The organism is Exiguobacterium sp. S3 (assembly GCF_018617295.1).
Classification (GTDB): Bacteria; Bacillota; Bacilli; order Exiguobacteriales; family Exiguobacteriaceae; genus Exiguobacterium; species Exiguobacterium profundum.
Map to the genome: position 1 here is coordinate 689488 of NZ_JACSJW010000001.1, position 16327 is coordinate 705814.

17 protein-coding genes and 1 tRNA gene are annotated in these 16327 nt (G+C 48.8%); 3 read left to right on the forward strand and 15 right to left on the reverse strand.

All coding sequences use genetic code 11. From position 1 onward, the window contains the following. Nucleotides 1-36: 36 nt before the first annotated feature. Together KNO65_RS03585 and KNO65_RS03590 are read right to left on the reverse strand one after the other, a co-directional pair. The gene (locus KNO65_RS03585) at nucleotides 37-294 is read right to left on the reverse strand and encodes a glutaredoxin family protein (RefSeq protein WP_230872831.1); all 258 of its coding nucleotides are present in this window, start codon (nucleotides 292-294) and stop codon (nucleotides 37-39) included. A gap of 5 nt (nucleotides 295-299) precedes the next feature. Further along, a complete protein-coding gene (locus KNO65_RS03590; RefSeq protein ID WP_214690654.1) occupies nucleotides 300-1445 on the reverse strand; it encodes an RNA polymerase factor sigma-54 in 1146 nt (381 codons plus the stop codon). Between the two features lie 118 nt (nucleotides 1446-1563). Here KNO65_RS03590 and KNO65_RS03595 point away from each other — a divergent pair. From KNO65_RS03595 to KNO65_RS03605, 3 genes are all read left to right on the forward strand, one after another. Then, nucleotides 1564-1636: transfer RNA gene (locus tag KNO65_RS03595), tRNA-Arg, on the forward strand. Nucleotides 1637-1787: 151 nt separating this feature from the next. Then, complete coding sequence (gene clpP, locus KNO65_RS03600; protein WP_012726916.1) at nucleotides 1788-2363, forward strand: ATP-dependent Clp endopeptidase proteolytic subunit ClpP; 576 nt, start codon at nucleotides 1788-1790, stop codon at nucleotides 2361-2363. Between the two features lie 155 nt (nucleotides 2364-2518). Next, nucleotides 2519-5284: a putative bifunctional diguanylate cyclase/phosphodiesterase gene (locus KNO65_RS03605; RefSeq protein ID WP_214781689.1), complete on the forward strand. Its 2766-nt coding sequence runs from the start codon at nucleotides 2519-2521 to the stop codon at nucleotides 5282-5284. Nucleotides 5285-5317: 33 nt separating this feature from the next. Here the strand turns inward: KNO65_RS03605 and KNO65_RS03610 are convergent, their stop codons facing one another. From KNO65_RS03610 to hprK, 13 genes are all read right to left on the reverse strand, one after another. Beyond that, nucleotides 5318-6013 carry a MerR family transcriptional regulator gene (locus tag KNO65_RS03610; protein ID WP_074036291.1) on the reverse strand — a complete coding sequence of 232 codons (696 nt, stop codon included), beginning with the start codon at nucleotides 6011-6013 and terminating at the stop codon, nucleotides 5318-5320. 56 nt (nucleotides 6014-6069) lie between these two features. Then, nucleotides 6070-6513, reverse strand: coding sequence for a hypothetical protein (locus KNO65_RS03615; protein ID WP_353047417.1), 444 nt, complete (start codon nucleotides 6511-6513; stop codon nucleotides 6070-6072). A gap of 89 nt (nucleotides 6514-6602) precedes the next feature. Further along, complete coding sequence (locus tag KNO65_RS03620; protein ID WP_012726919.1) at nucleotides 6603-7118, reverse strand: DUF2179 domain-containing protein; 516 nt, start codon at nucleotides 7116-7118, stop codon at nucleotides 6603-6605. 93 nt (nucleotides 7119-7211) lie between these two features. Further along, nucleotides 7212-7448 (reverse strand): hypothetical protein, encoded by a 237-nt coding sequence (locus KNO65_RS03625; protein ID WP_012726920.1) that lies wholly within the window; start codon nucleotides 7446-7448, stop codon nucleotides 7212-7214. 86 nt (nucleotides 7449-7534) lie between these two features. Beyond that, nucleotides 7535-8488 (reverse strand): DNA-binding protein WhiA, encoded by a 954-nt coding sequence (whiA, locus tag KNO65_RS03630; RefSeq protein WP_012726921.1) that lies wholly within the window; start codon nucleotides 8486-8488, stop codon nucleotides 7535-7537. A 34-nt stretch (nucleotides 8489-8522) separates the two neighbouring features. Further along, on the reverse strand, nucleotides 8523-9518 hold the full coding sequence (locus tag KNO65_RS03635; protein ID WP_214781693.1) for a gluconeogenesis factor YvcK family protein: 996 nt from the start codon (nucleotides 9516-9518) through the stop codon (nucleotides 8523-8525). Nucleotide 9519: 1 nt separating this feature from the next. Then, nucleotides 9520-10392, reverse strand: coding sequence for an RNase adapter RapZ (gene rapZ / locus KNO65_RS03640; RefSeq protein WP_031422867.1), 873 nt, complete (start codon nucleotides 10390-10392; stop codon nucleotides 9520-9522). Nucleotides 10393-10512: 120 nt separating this feature from the next. Further along, entirely contained in the window at nucleotides 10513-11466 is a 954-nt protein-coding gene (gene trxB / locus KNO65_RS03645; RefSeq protein WP_074036283.1) for a thioredoxin-disulfide reductase, read from the reverse strand. A 68-nt stretch (nucleotides 11467-11534) separates the two neighbouring features. After that, entirely contained in the window at nucleotides 11535-13007 is a 1473-nt protein-coding gene (locus KNO65_RS03650; protein ID WP_214781695.1) for a tetratricopeptide repeat protein, read from the reverse strand. A 294-nt stretch (nucleotides 13008-13301) separates the two neighbouring features. Continuing rightward, nucleotides 13302-13784 (reverse strand): acyltransferase, encoded by a 483-nt coding sequence (locus tag KNO65_RS03655; RefSeq protein ID WP_074036278.1) that lies wholly within the window; start codon nucleotides 13782-13784, stop codon nucleotides 13302-13304. Next, nucleotides 13777-14427, reverse strand: a complete 651-nt coding sequence (gene ppaX / locus KNO65_RS03660) for a pyrophosphatase PpaX (RefSeq protein WP_159562639.1) — start codon at nucleotides 14425-14427, stop codon at nucleotides 13777-13779. The genes KNO65_RS03655 and ppaX overlap by 8 nt, the downstream gene beginning before the upstream one ends. Further along, nucleotides 14427-15245: a prolipoprotein diacylglyceryl transferase gene (lgt, locus tag KNO65_RS03665; RefSeq protein ID WP_074036274.1), complete on the reverse strand. Its 819-nt coding sequence runs from the start codon at nucleotides 15243-15245 to the stop codon at nucleotides 14427-14429. Before lgt ends, ppaX begins: the two co-directional genes overlap by 1 nt. 2 nt (nucleotides 15246-15247) lie before the next feature. Further along, complete coding sequence (hprK, locus tag KNO65_RS03670; RefSeq protein WP_214781697.1) at nucleotides 15248-16183, reverse strand: HPr(Ser) kinase/phosphatase; 936 nt, start codon at nucleotides 16181-16183, stop codon at nucleotides 15248-15250. Between the last annotated feature and the right edge of the window lie 144 nt (nucleotides 16184-16327).

Genomic DNA, 16327 nt, shown 5'->3' on the forward strand with positions numbered 1-16327 from the left:
TCATCTTATCAATCACTTTTCCGTCTGGCAACCCCTTCAAACGTTTTTTTTCGATGTAAGCGTATACTTAACAAAATCTTCAACTTTGTTGTCATCATATCGCCCTTGACTGATGACTACACCTTCATGTATGAGAACGGGGATTTCAAAGAGGTACTTTGCCTCGAGCACCTCATCCCCGGTGATGTCGATCTGTTCGAGTTCAATCGGGTAATCTTCCTGTAACCATTCGAGCATGACGACCGCCTCGTCACATAGTGAGCAATTGTCACGTTTATATAAAGTAAGTTTCATTTTCGTCATCCCTTCCATACCTGTCGCTCGCGCTCGCGCGAATTACCGAATCCAAGCTCTTCCCGATAGTTCGTCACCGTCCGCCGGGTCACTTGATAACCGTATCGAATCAATTCATTCGCAAGCGCCTGATCACTTTGTGGTGCCTTCTCTCGTTGAATCAGTTCTGCGAGTGCCCGTTTAATCATAAATGGCGAATGCCCGCGACTTGTAGACCGAACAAAAAAGTGTCGCCATTCCATGATGCCACTCTCGGTCTTGGCGAACTTCCCTTGGATGGCTCGTCCGACCGTCGATTCATGTTTTCCGATGAGCTGCGCGACCGTACGTCGGGTCAACGGATTAAGGACAAGTTCCCCTTTGAGCCACTCGGTCTGACGTGCTTCAATGATTGACCAAATCTCACGCAGCGTTTCGTTCCGCATCGAAAGGGACGTCATCCACCATTTCGCCTCACGGTCATTCCCGACACGCGTCTCGTCGAGTTCCGGACTAAGCCACGTCGTGACGAGTGTCCCCTCTTCATAGCGTACCTCGACTTCCGGAAACACGTGACCCGTTTCTTCATATAATAGAGGACGTTTCGGAAGTGTCGCGACGATTCGTTCGAGTCTTGCCAATTCCTCCTCTGAAATAGCAAGAGCAGTCGTCATCTGTTGAGGACTCACCCCACTCTCAATCGCTTCGAATACATCGACGATGCGAGGGTCCTCATGTTCGATCGCATGTCGATATTGACACTCCCGTTCTGTTCTCGCCCCGATCCCCGTCGGTTCAAGAAATAAAAGCGCCTGCCTCGCCTGTTCGATTCGAGTGACGTCGACACCGAGTCGTGTCGCCAACACCTCGTTCGCATCCGGCAATAATCCCCGATGGTCGAGCAAGAGGACGAGTTGTCGTCGCAACACTTTCTCATCCTCACTGCCGCTACCCTCATGAATCTGTGTAAACAGCTTCTCCTCAAACGAGCTCGCCGCATCTGCAATCCAATCGATGCTCCCGCTCCCGATTTGAATGTTCGTGTTATGTCGTGCAAGACGCGCAAGCCGGAATGCGAGCGCAAGACGGTCCGCCTCAAGGACCGGTAACCGCTGCACGAGGTCTTGCGTCATCTGTTGTTGCTGGATTTGTTTTTGCTCCTGCCGTTGCATCGTTCTCCCCCCTCTTTTCTATTGTATCGAACCCGCTTCCGTCGCGCTCAAAAAAGCTATGTGAACAGGATTGCTTTTTCAATAAAACAAATGTATAATAAATTCGTGTCACAGATATGCACCCGTAGCTCAGGGGATAGAGCACTGGTTTCCGGTGCCAGGTGTCGGGAGTTCGAATCTCTCCGGGTGTATCAGATGTAGAGGTCAGGCAGATTGCCTGGCCTCTTTTTCGTTTTACGATAAGAAAATCGTGGAATAGGTGAAAAACGATGACTATCGTTTGACCATCATTGACTATACAGGTATGATGAAATTACAACCTACATAAAGGAGGCAGATTCAATGTTAATTCCAACAGTTATCGAACAGACAGGCCGTGGGGAGCGCGCGTATGACATCTACTCACGCTTGCTTAAAGACCGCATCATCCTTCTCGGAAGTGCGATTGACGACAACGTCGCGAACTCAATCGTCGCACAGCTCCTCTTCCTTGCGGCTGAGGACCCAGAAAAGGACATCTCACTCTACATCAACAGCCCAGGTGGTTCGATCACAGCGGGTATGGCGATCTATGACACGATGAACTTCATCAAGCCGAACGTGTCGACGATTTGTATCGGAATGGCTGCATCGATGGGTGCCTTCTTGCTCCAAGCCGGTGAAAAAGGGAAACGCTTCGCATTACCGAACGCAGAAATCATGATTCACCAACCGCTCGGCGGCACACAAGGCCAAGCGTCAGACATCAAGATTCACGCAGAACGCATCATCAAGATGCGCGAGAAGTTGAACCAAATCATGGCAGAAAACACTGGACAGCCACTTGAAGTCATCGAGCGCGATACAGAGCGTGACTACTTCATGGCAGCTGACCAAGCGAAAGACTACGGTCTCATCGACAAAGTCATGACACGTTAATTTTCCGAAAGACACACAATCCTAATTGGATGTGTGTCTTTTTTATTGACTTCTGAAACCTGCAAGTTAAAAAGATATTGACCCTATTTTCTGAACAAGAGACCTATAATAAATAGGAATATATAGATAATGTAGACCAAATCGGGAGGTTTATTTTGAAAAAATTATTACATTTCAGTTCAATTATTCCGTTTGATGATTCGGATAATCATGCTTCATTACCGGAATATTGGATGCATTCACCTGAAGCCATATGTGCTCTTACTAAAGATGATGAAATTTGGTTCGTCAACTCTTCGTTCGAAAAGTTGCTTTCAGAATCCATCGAAGAATTTGTTGAAATACTGTCAAACGAATTGGACCCTTTTGCGGAATCCATGACTTCGTTACACGATGGGATTCAAGTTCGTCTTCAACCGTCGAATCGTCTATTTCAATTGATGCCCGTCCCTATTTCTGTTCACCCTGAGATTACCTTGGTGTTCTCGGTGATGGAGCGAACATATGAAAATGAGCTCGCACAAGAACGCATGCGCTTTGATGCTTATCGTCAAGTTTTCGGCGACATTCACGGTCTCGCCCTCTTTGAGTTCAATTTAGAGACTCACTATTTCGAGACATTTGGATCATTGAAAGATATGTTCGGACTTAGCACTATTTCATCGGATACACATACACCGCTACTCTTCAAACAGTTACTCCATCCAGATGATTTAAATGTGTATTTAAAGATTCTTGGTGAGTTGATGATCGACCCTGAGATTGAGATGCGGGAGTCTGTTGTTCGAATCTTTCATTTAGAAGAATCGCAATACCACCATTATGTCGTACGTAGCCATTTATCTATGGATCGAAAACTACTTACATGCGCGGTGATGGATCAATCGGTCTACCAAACTGACAATGAGAAGATTGAGAAATTCAATCAGTTTATCGAAGCCGGGATGATGGAGTTTGATTTTCAGAGCGATACGTTCCAACACGTTTCTCCTGGCCTATTCCGTATGATTGGATTTGAGATTGAGCCTTCTGATATCACGCTCGAATTTTGGAAGCAGTTTCTTCATCCAGAAGATTTGGAACGACTAACCTCATCACGTCATGAGACGTTACAAGGAGAATCCGCTACTTACATATATCGCGTTTATGTAAAGGATGAATTGAAGTGGGTGGAAGAAAAGCGTGAACCTATCTGGAATCAGAATAAAAATGTAACCGGTTACCGTTCCTATTTGAAAAATATTACGCGACTGCAAGAACAGGAGCAAGAAATCACCACATTACGGACAGTGGACCCGATTACGGGAATTGCCAATCGAGATACGTTAAAGACACATATCGAAGAACTATTAGAAGAGGCGCAATCCGTCACGATGATTGGAATTTCCTTCAATCACTATGCGGAGGTCAAACAAACACTAGGCTTTGAATTAGCGGATGAATGGAATGCCGTAACGATTGGCACGCTCCAACCTTACGTTCCTGATGATGCCTTATTAGCTGTCATTCATGAAGATTTATATTGCATCGTGATTCCTAGTTATTGGACCGATGAGAGAGTCCGGCGTTTCGGTGAAAAGTTGACCACCTTGTCCGAACGCGCTTACAGCATCAGTGAGTATGAAATCTTCCCACACGTTTCCGTCGGTGTCTGTCGCTCCCCACATGACGGGATGACAGCGAACGAACTGATTGCCCATACCGTTCAGGTGACGAATCACGCTTACACACAGGGACATTCCAATCTGGCGTTCTATTCATCGAGCGTTGACTTGCCATCCTTGCGTCGCTATACGTTGATCAATGATTTACGCACCGCCATCAAAAATAGGGAGCTGTTTGTTGTCTATCAACCGAAAGTCCATGCGTGGACCGGTGAAATTGTTGGCGCTGAGGCACTGATGCGCTGGACACATCCGACTTGGGGACCTATCTCGCCTGCTGAATTTATTCCGTTGATTGAGCACAACCAACAGATTGTGGAATTGACGGACTTTTTAATCGAGGAAGTCTGTCGATTTATGAATCACCTACCGACATGCATCCCGATTTCAATAAACATCCCGGCTTCCTATTTTTATCTAGATAACTACATGCAACAACTTCAACAATCCTATACGAGACACAACATCCTACCTCATTATTTAGAAATCGAAATTCCAGAATCGACGCTATTGGAGAACCGAGATCGAATGAAGTCCGTGTTTGAGACATTGAATGCATTCGGCATCACCGTGTCATTTGACGACTTCGGTACCGGTTATTCTTCACTCGCGTACGTACAGGATTATAATATCCAAATCATGAAGATCGACCGAATTTTCGCACACGGCATCCATCAAAATGTGAAGTCACAAGCCATCGTCCGTAGCTTGATGTATATCGCAAAAGAATTTGGCATGGATATCGTCGTCGAAGGTGTAGAATGTTTCCGTGATTTGAATTGGTTGCGAGACCATGGTGTCCAAACGATTCAAGGTTATCTCTTCAGTCCACCGGTCGAGAGCGAGCAGATGATTCGTCTCCTTGATCAAACGTATTTGCCTCCGACGGAAGTGAGTTCACTCGAGGGCCATACGATGCTGATTCCCGTTCAAATGATTTTTTCTCGCATCCAATCGTTCACGTCCGATTTGGGTCGAGCACCTGCTCTAGTGTCAATGGAAGATCGTAAGTCGTTCAAATTATATACGACCTTGTTTTTACCGCCGAACGATTTTTTACAGTTCTCCATTCTGATGAAATCGCAGGACCAACCGATTCCTGTCAACATCATCGGAACTCCCGACTTCGAGGACGGGATTTACACATATGAATTAGAGCCAATTGAACAGAGTTTACTAGAGGGCACTACTGAGCACGCCTTCCATCTCACTCCGGAGCAAGCTAAAAATACGTTACATCTCCATCATTTTCTCTAAAAAAAGAACGCATCGATGGATGCGTTCTTTTTTCTATTCGATGGGCATCCAAATCTCAATGATGTCGTCCGCTCCACCTTGACCGTGAATATAGCGCTCGAAGTCGACCGCGTCTCGTAGCGTCACGTCTGGAACGTTTACTAGCTGCTCATACGTAGACGGAATCATCGGGATGCCTCCCTGCACCGTCGCGACGATATAGTTCCCTTTCGTCAGTTCGACACTTCGCGCACTTTCTCCCGACACCGGCTTCGTCATCCCCGCGACATAACCGTTCTCCTGCGGGAGACAGACCCCGTACGACTCGTCTGTCGTCAATTCTGGTTGAAGTTTGGCCCACATGTTCGGGATCTCCTCTAACGTACCACCATATCCATAGACTGAAATGGCTTCATTCAACATCTCATATCGAATCTTCATGTCGTTCCCTCCTGATTGCATCAATCGAATCTGCCTCTCGATTCGATGAAGTCGTTCGATTTCTGCCTGGACTTCATCCAATCGTGTTTCTAGTAATGTATCAACCGGTAGACCCGATTGAATTTGTTCTAGACGGAGTCCAATTTGACGTAATCGTTTGATTTCACTTAACCGTCGAATCTCTTCCATCCCGTACATTCGATACTGATTCTCGGTCCGCGTCGGGCGGACCAATCCGCGCGCTTCATAAAATTTGATCGCCTTGACCGACAATCCGGTCACATGGGCGACTCTTCCGATTGGAATCACTGTTTCCCCACCTCCTACGTTCACTGTACAGTCGCCCCTTAGAGGCAGGTCAATCATTAGTTTTCAGGGACCCGGACACCGAAGACGTATCGGCTATCTCCTCGCGACCACTCTCCGCCGACTTCATAGAGATAGATGCCCGGCTCATCCGGAACGACGAGTTCGGAAGAGACGAGTTCTCCATCCTCGATTCGATTGAAACTCGATGTCATCGGTTCTGCATGATAGACGACATCGATCCGGTCTCCCGGTTTGACAGTGATCAGTTGAAGATCGTCCGCTTCCGGTAGTCCGTAATCGGCGCATGTCGCTTGATTGCCGGTCTCCCAACAGTACGTCGATTGTTCCACTTCTGCCGATACCGAACCAACCCGAATCGTTGGAAGCGGCGGCTTGACACTGTCCTCTCCATCCCCAAATAAGGTCATGGCGAAATAAACGATTCCCGCCCCGACAAGTACAAACAGTAAGATCATCCACACACGTCGATTTCGTTTCACGGTCTCATCTCCTTTCTTCACTAGTTCCCTATCACGAGATAAAATCCCTACTCTAACAAAAAAAGACCCACTTTCGTGAGTCTTGTGCGTCATTTCGGGCGACGCAGTCCTTTCATCATATAACCGCCTTTGAAGTCGATTGGGTCAAATGCGACGAGGAATGCTTTCGGTTCATGCTTCTCGACGAGTTCACGCAGTTCTTTCATCCGGGTACGGGCTGCCAATACGTCAAGACGGTAACGGACCCCGTCACGTCCTTGCCCTTGATAATGCGTAACTCCATATCCGTTGTCACGCATCTGTTGGATGAGTTCCGCTGGATATTCTTTCGTATGGACTTGAATCATGTTGTAACCGATAGCGAGTTTTCGTTCGACGAAACCGCCAAGTAAGATTCCGAGCCCGAAGCCGACCGCATACACGATCATACCGACCGTCGTCAGATCCTGGAACACGATGCCGAGCGCAAAAATATAGATGAGCGTTTCTAACGTTCCGAATAGACCGGCGATGACGGTCTTCCCTTTCACGAGCATGATCGTCCGGAGCGTTAACACCGGAACGTAGATTAGTTGTAGCAGTAGGATGAGTAAGATTTGACCCATTTGATCGACCTCCGTTCCAATTCATTATCACCACTATTCCAAATTTCTGAAAGAGATGCAACTAAAAAAGGCTGACCGGAGTCAACCTTTCACTTAGTTATCTAAATTCTTTACGCTCGTGAGCAACTCGTAGTCCTTACGAATGACTTCGTAGATTGCGTTCTTGTCCCCGTTCAACAACTCTTCCGCACGAAGCTGGTTCAAGAAGAGGCTTGTAGCGAACGTGACGAGTGCACTTTTCGGAATTCCGATTTCTTTAGCACGCTCTGTGATGACCTGGTCGAGCTTAGCGTCAATCGTGAGCGATAATCTTTTCTTTTCATTCGACATAATGATGAAGCTCCTTTTACTCGCTTTTCATAAAACCTATACACAATTGCTTATTATATAGGAAGAATGGTTTTGGCGCAACCGCATCACGAGGATGCGATCTCATCGCCGCTGCGCACGCGCTCGGCAATCTGGTCAATTTTACGAAGTCTATGGTTGATTCCTGACTTCGAGATCGGACCGGACTCGAGCATCTCCCCGAGCTCTTGTAACGAGACGTCTTGATGCGTGACGCGCAGTTCGGCGATTTCCCGCAATTTTTTCGGTAAAACGTCGAGTCCGACCGTCCGCTCCAAGAACTTGATGTTCTCGACTTGGCGCAATGCCGCACCGACCGTCTTGTTCAAGTTGGCCGTCTCACAGTTGACGAGACGGTTGACGGAGTTTCGCATATCTTTGATGATTCGTGCGTCTTCGAACTCCAACATACCCCGGGTCGCCCCGATCAACTTGAGGAAGTCCGAAATCTTTTCACTTTCTTTCATATACAGGATATGCCCTTTTTTCCGTTCGAGCGTCTTCGCATTCAACTCAAACCGGTTCGCCAAATCACGTAGTGCCTGGTTATGGTTTTCGTACAAGCTATAGATTTCGAGGTGGTACGAGGACGTTTTCGGATGGTTGATTGACCCGCCTGCGAGGAAGGCGCCACGCAAGTAAGCGCGCGCTAAGTTCTCGTCCCCCGTCATATCCGAGTTCAGTGTCCGAATCATCTCGTAATTCTCTCCGAGGATCTCAAGATCCCGAAGCATCGTTTCCGCATGCTGTGACACTCGGACGATGTAGACGTTGTTCTTTTTCAAACGCATTTTCTTCCGTACGAACAAGTCTAACGGATGGTCGTAAAGGCGTTTCATCAACGAGTAAATCCGCCGGGCGATCGAGGCGTTCTCCGTCGAGACATCTAAGGTCATACCTCGTCCAAGGGCGAGCGAGATGACCCCGTTCATCCGAACGAGTGCCGACAGTTCCGCTTTCGCTTCCGCGTCGGTCACTTCGAGTTGTGTCAATTCTTTCTTCACATCTGAGGCAAAGCTCATCGAGTCCCCCTCCTTTCTATCTTTCCAACAATCTTTATTTCAGTTCCAATTCTTGAAATGAGCGCGGCTTCTTGATGCGGAGTACCCGCTGCATGACGAGTCCGGCGATGGCGTCGGAATCATGACGGATATACTCCCGATTATAGTCGACGATGTCCCCAGCGAGAACGTTCGTCCCATAGTTCCGGAGCTTCTTCCGATCGAAGCGGACCTCTTCCGATCCATCCTCACGGTAACGCTCCAAATACTCTTCTTCAATCGGTTCGTTGTTGACGACAATCGTGTCAATCGATGCCTTCCCAAGGTACGACTCGATGACTTTCAAGTGTTTCATCGCGTCATAGCCTTTCGTCTCACCTGGTTGCGTCATCACGTTACAAATATAGACGACCGGGACTTTCGAGCGGATGATGGCTTCCCGTACAGCTGGGATGAGCAAGTTCGGGATGATACTCGTATAGAGACTCCCTGGACCGAGCACGATGACATCTGCCTCTTCAATCGCCTCGACGACGCCCGGGGCCGGTTCAATGCCTTCTTCGAGTAAAAACATCCGTTTGATCGGTTGCTCATGAAGGGGGATATTGGATTCCCCTTGGACGATGGTGCCGTCCTCAAACTCGGCTGCGAGGGTCATGAGCGTCTCAGTCACCGGCAATACTTTTCCTTGTGCGTTCAAGAGCTGCGACATGACATCGATTGCTTTGACAAACGAGCCTTCGCAGATGTGGGTCGCCGCCGTGAGCATCAAGTTTCCAAGGGAATGCCCTTCTAAACCAAATCCCGTATCGAAGCGGTATTGTAAAATCTTATCCATTAACGGTTCGACTTCCGACAATGCCAAGATGACATTACGGATATCGCCCGGAGGCAACATATGAAACTCGTCACGAAGACGTCCCGAGCTCCCCCCGTCGTCCCCGACCGTGACGATTGCCGTGATATCGAGTGGATAATGTTTCAACCCACGAACGAGAGTGGACAATCCTGTCCCTCCCCCGATAGCGACTACTTTCCGATCTCGTCTCATGTCACTTCTCCTTCGTCGCGTGAGCGAGGTCTCGGTGGACCGTCTTCACGTTATAACGTTCAGCAAAGTGCTCCGACACTTTCTCAGCGAAGGTAATCGACCGATGCTTCCCACCGGTGCAACCGAACGCCACGACGACTTGCGTCTTGCCTTCCCGTTTATATTGCGGGAGAAGGAACTCGAGCATGTCGATCAACTTTTTATAAAATGCTCGTGCCTCCGGATGAGACATGACGTATTCCTGTACTTCTGTCGTCTGACCCGTGAGTGGACGGAGCTCAGGGATATAGAATGGGTTCGTGATGAAGCGAACATCGAACAACAAGTCGATATCGAGCGGAACCCCATGTTTGAAACCGAATGACATGAAGTTGACTGTGAACGGGATCCGTTCTTCATTGAATTGTTGGAGGATGCGGTCCTTCAACATCTGAGGCTTCAATTCACTCGTATCATACAGCGTGTGAGCCCGATCACGGAACCCTTCTAACAGTTCGCGCTCCATCTTGATGCCGACAAGTGGCGCATCTTCCGGTGCGAGCGGATGGGACCGTCGCGTCTCTTTATAACGGCGAACGAGCACGTCGTCCCGCGTCTCTAAATACAACAGGTGCGGATGCACATTCTTTTTTTCCAAATCGTCGATGACGATGAATAAGCTATCGATAAAGTCTCGTGTCCGTGTATCGATGGCGACCGCGATTTTCGGTCGGACCGAGCTGATGACATCAATCAATTGTGGCAAGAGCACCGGTGGCAAGTTGTCGACACAAAAATAGCCGAGGTCCTCGAAACTATTCATGGCGACCGACTTTCCAGCCCCGCTCATCCCACTGATGATGATCAATTCTTCTAATCCTTTAAAGTCTTCCATCTCGCTGACGCCCCCTTAAAATTGACAACCGAGCCGTGTGTGTAGCTCTCTCCATCTAGTATAACGAACGTCCGAAAAAAAGAGAAGGACCGCGGTTCCCCGCAGTCCTACCTTCTTGAATCATGCGTTTTGTTCTTGCAACGATTCGAGGAGCCCCTCGATGAAGTGTTGAGCATTCTGAGCGGCAATCGACCCGTCGTTCGTCGCTGTGACGACTTGACGGAGCGTTTTCTCACGGACGTCACCGGCCGCGAAAATCCCTGGGATATTCGTTTCCATCGCCTCGTTCGTGACGATGTAACCTTGTTCGTTCGTGATGCCGAGGTCTTGAACGAATCCTGTAATCGGGTTCATCCCGATATAGATAAAGACGCCGTCAATCTCGTGGTCTGTCTCTGTCCCGTCAACTGTGCTGACGAGACGAGCTCCACCGACTTTCCCGTCTTTCTCTGTGATTTCTTTCAATGTGTGGTTCCAAATGAAATCGATTTTCTCATTGTCGAACGCACGTTTTTGAAGAATCTTCTGAGCGCGAAGCTCATCGCGACGGTGAACGATCGTCACCTTGTTCGCAAAGCGTGTCAAGAAGACACCTTCTTCAACAGCCGAGTCGCCACCGCCGATGACGAACAAATCTTTCCCTTTGAAGAACGCTCCGTCACATACCGCACAGTACGATACGCCACGGCCACCGAGTTCTTCTTCTCCCGGTACGCCGATTTTCTTATACTGAGCACCAGAGGCGAGGATGATTGCACGTGCTTTATAGTCACGGTTGTGCGCATGCACGATTTTATATTGTGTTTCATCCGAGATGCTTTGCACGTCCCCATATGCATACTCCGCACCAAACGCTTTCGAATGGTCGAACATTTTTTGAGACAAGTCAGGACCAAGGATGCTGTCATAGCCCGGATAGTTCTCGATGTCTTCCGTGTTGGCCATCTGACCACCTGGAATCCCGCGTTCAATCATAAGTGTTGAAAGGTTCGCACGTGAAGCATATAGCGCAGCGGTCATTCCGGCAGGACCGGCACCGATGATAATGACGTCATAAATTTTTTCTTCTGTCATGTTGATTCCACCTCTGCAAGAAATTGATTGCCTTTAGTATAAGAAACCTGTAAGGGTATCGTCTATCTTTATGCTTGTTCGAGTGTCCGTTTGAACGAACGGACCGTCTCTGTCAACGTGTCGACCGAGAGATGGAAGGCGTTCGCACAATTTTCGAGAATCAATGCGTCCCGTTTCGTATAAAACATCCAGACGAGCGCAGCGGCCGATGCCGTTACGTCCATGAATGATTCATCAGACAACAGAAGGGTCGCGAAACGTTCATAGAAGTCGCCCTCTAGGCTCATCCGTTCCGCTTCTGATACATGTGCTTCAGCCAAGACGAGCGCATCAAACGCACGCTTGATCCGGACGTCTCCTTTGAACGGTTGCTGACAAAGGTCGGCACGACACATCTCTGCGAACGCACGGACCGTCTCGTTTTCCGTCACCGCATTCGTGAGCGCAAGCGCTTCGAACGCTTCGTCATCTTTTAAGTTGGCGATGATTCGGATAATCTCGATTCGAGCCAAGTCGCTCTCTTGACGCAATCCTTGGACGAGCGCCGAACGAAATTCGAGGTTTTCTCGGATGTCGAAGCTTTGTTTCTCTTCAAACTGTTTCATCTCTTCATTGTTCAAGTAGGTGGCTGCCTCTTCAAGTCGTCCTGTCTTATAGGCAGACACGCTGAGCCAATGCCCAAACAATGGGTCCCCACGGAATCCGCGGTCTTTCAATAGACGTAGTTCTTCATATGCACGGTCGTAATGTCCGACAAGCGCGAGTGTCGTCGCTAATTTATAACGTAAGTCAAATTGGAGTGGACGGACACGTGTGAGCGGTGTCGACAACTGCAGGGCCACTTCCGATTGACCCGCTTCATGGAGCAAGAGAATCGTGTTCAAGATTGCATGCAAGTTGCCTGGATTTTGGTCGAGCACGTATTCGAGCGTCCGGAATGCCGCTTGGTCATCACCAAGGTAAAAACTGACGACCGACAGATTGTTGTATGCTGGCCAAAACGATGGATATTGACCGATGAGACGCTCGAGTGTCGCCTTTGCCGCAAACAATCGTCCTTTATCGATTTGACGCTGCGCTTCCGTATGCCACGTGATCAATTCGTCTTCTTCCTCGTCCTCTAACTCTTGTTCGAGTTCGATCAGTTCAAGAAGGGATTGCACGGCTTCCCTGAAGTGACCTTTCGTGTCACGGGCGAGATATTCGGATGCATAGTGCGCCGCTTCCTCATATTGAGAGACATAGGCACAGTTGCTTGCTAAGTGATACAGTGCCTCTGTTGCGGTCTCATCGAGCTCTAATACTCGTTTCCACACGTCATTGGCGTGGTAGACCTCCCCTACTTCAAATAACAGTTCTGCGTACTGTTTATGATAGTCGACGCGATGCGTGGCTGCCGCTGTCGCTTCAGCCATGAAAAAAGTCGCTTCATCCAGGCGACCTTCACGTAACGCACGACGACCTCTATAGTAGTGGAGCTCCGCAGCGAGCGGAGATTCTGGTTCGGGTAGCGTCATTACTGCTTCATAGTTCGCTTCCATATTCTAAATCCTCCACATCATCTCTAAATCTTTTTTTAGTTGCAGGGATAAGAATACCGCACTCGAACAGCGAGGGCAACTGAAAAAGTTAAAAAAAATTGCGACTATATTCCCTCTATAATGAATATTTTTTACTAGGTTCAAAAATTGTTTTTGAACGAAAATATGATAGCTTCATTTCTGTACATTTATCCATGAAAAAGCGGCATCTCTTTAAAAAAAAGTGATACCGCTCAAGTATTATTGATTCTGTATGAACAAAATACTCATGAAAACATTTTGCGAAAAATTGTGTCAAATATGTGTCAACGATTGAAGCTTTGAACCGATGACCCGCTCTCCTGGTAAGACGTCACGGTGCACGACCGCGCCCGCGCCGATGACGGCACCGTCCCCGATGGTTACCCCTGGCAGGATGGTAACGTTCGCACCGATCAATACGCCATCACCGATGATGACGTCCCCGATCCGATACTCGTCTACGAGATACTCATGACAGAGGATCGTCGAATTGAATCCGATGACCGTATTGCGACCAATCGTGATACGTTCCGGGAACATGACGTCCGGTGTGACCATGAGAGCAAGGGCACTATATTCTCCGATATTCATCCCGAGGAACGTCTGGTAAAGCCAACGCTTTGCCTTCACCGACGGAAAGTAACGACCGACCAGAACGACCGTCGTGTTTTTGAAGACACGCAGAAAGCGAATCGTCTGATACATTTGCCAAAGCGGATTCGGTCCCTCGATGTGATATCGTGTCGTCTTACGCATGAATACTGACCTCGTCTAGCCACGCCTCGAAATGTTCCATCGAGTCGATGATGACGTCCGGTTCGAGCGATTCGAGGAATGGACGCCCTTTGAGGGCCCAGCCGACAGCGACCGTCTTCGTTCCGGCATTTTTCCCGCTGAAGATATCCGTGTCGTTGTCTCCGACCATGACGGCGCGTTCTGGTGACGAGTCGAGTGCTTGTAGTGCACGCTCGACCGGTTCAGCGTGAGGTTTTTCATTCTCGACATCATCCGCTGTCACGACGACGTCAAATAAGTGGTCGATATTGAACAATCGAAGACCGCGCTCGACTACCGGACGACCTTTCGACGTGACGATGCCCATCTTGTATCCTTTCGCATGAAGGCGATATAGCCCTTCGATGACTCCTGGGTACTCTGCGACGAGTTGGTCATGCATGGCGATGTTGAAGCTCCGATAGAAGGCTTGCATCTCTTTCCATTCCGGCTCGTTGAGTTCACGGAACGACTTTTCGAGCGTCGGTCCGATGAATCGATAAATGTCTTCATCCCGATACGTATGTTCCGGGAAATAATAGTCGAAAGTATGGCGGAAACTCGCGATAATGAGTGGGTTCGTATCGAGTAATGTACCGTCTAAATCAAATAAGATCGTATCCATTAATCAAACAATCCTTTCTCTGATGGGTCGTTGTAACGTTTCGCCTTGCGACGAAGAATCATCGTGACGATACCGAAGAGGATCAAGGCGATTGACACCATTTGCGCCGCACGCAAATCTCCGGACATGAGACTGTCCGTACGAAGTCCCTCGATATAGAAGCGACCGATTGAGTACCAGACGAGGTATGACAAGAAGATATACCCACGTCGTGGATTGCCAATCATGCGCCACGCGACGAGAAGGATGACCCCGATGATATTCCATACACTTTCATATAAGAAGGTCGGGATATAATAAGTCCCATCAATGTACATCTGATTGACGATCCAGTCTGGTAGCATGAGCGTATCTTGCAAGAAACTACGCGTCGTCTCGCCACCATGTGCCTCTTGGTTCATAAAGTTTCCCCAACGCCCAATGGCTTGTCCAAGAAGAAGCGATGGCGCCAAGATGTCCGTCACTTTCCAGAACGACATCGACTTTCGCATACAATAGACGATGACGACAAGGAGAGCACCGAAGATGGCTCCATGAATGGCAATCCCACCTTGACGAATGTCGATGATTTGTCCGAGGTTCTCTGAATAATAATCCCATTGGAACGTCACGTAATAAATGCGTGCGAAGACGATGCTGATCGGAATCGACCAGATGACGACATCCACGAGTCGTTCCGAATCATAATTGATACGTTTTGCTTCGTATAAGGCGAGGACGAGACCAAGCATCGCCCCGAAGGCGATAATCATGCCGTACCAATAGATTGGCAAAGAGCCAATCTCAAACGCCACACGATCAAATGTCGGTTCTACCATGCTCACAAGTCTCCTTCAGTATCCTGAATGGCGTTCGCGAGACGTTGCGCGAACTCTTCAGCCGTATTGATTCCCATGTTCTGTAGACGATAGTTCATCGCCGCGACCTCGATGATGACCGCCAAGTTTCGACCAGGTCGAACAGGGATCGTGAGGAGCGGGACTTCACTGTCGATGATTTTCATCGTATTGTGGTCGAGTCCGACACGGTCGTATACTTTGCCCGCGTCCCAGTTCTCCAAGTTGACGATGAGGCTGATCTTTTTATGCGACCGCACCGCCCCCGCACCGAACAACGTCATGACGTCGATGATGCCGATCCCACGAATCTCGAGCAGGTGACGAATGAGCTTCGGTGCTGACCCGACGAGGAGTTGGTCCCCCGTTTGACGAATCTCGACCGAATCATCGGCGACGAGGCGGTGACCTCGTTTGACGAGTTCAAGTGCCGTCTCCGATTTACCGACACCACTCTGGCCCTTGATGAGGACACCGACACCGTAAATATCGACCAGCACACCGTGCATCGCCGTCATCGGTGCGAGTTCCATCTCTAGGAAGTTCGTGATTTGTGATTCGATTGAGGTCGTCACCGCATTCGTCCGCATGAGCGGAACGTTTGCCGTTTCCGCTTCTTCTTCGATTTCTTTCGGAATATCGAAGCCACGCGTGATTAAAATTCCTGGCGTCTGTTCCGTACACAAGATTTTAGCGCGCTCACGACGCTTCTCTTCCGAGAGGCTCGCATAGAATGTCAACTCCGTCTTCCCAAGCACTTGCAGGCGGTTTTTGGCATAGTGCGTATAATAGCCGGCAAGGACGAGACCCGGTCGACTCAGGTCGGGTGTTGCGACCGGACGATGAAGTCCTTCCTCTCCCGCAATGACTTGAAGTTTAAAACGCTCAACAACTTGAGCGGTACGTACGATATTTTGCATCAGTATCTGCCCCTTTCACGCTCATTATTGTATCATAGCTCTTTCTAAGACGGGCTAGGGAAGTGATGAAGAACGTGTCAAAAAATTGTTGAAACCATCCTATTACGCCGTTCGTATGTAGGGTATAGGCTTACTAGGAGGTGG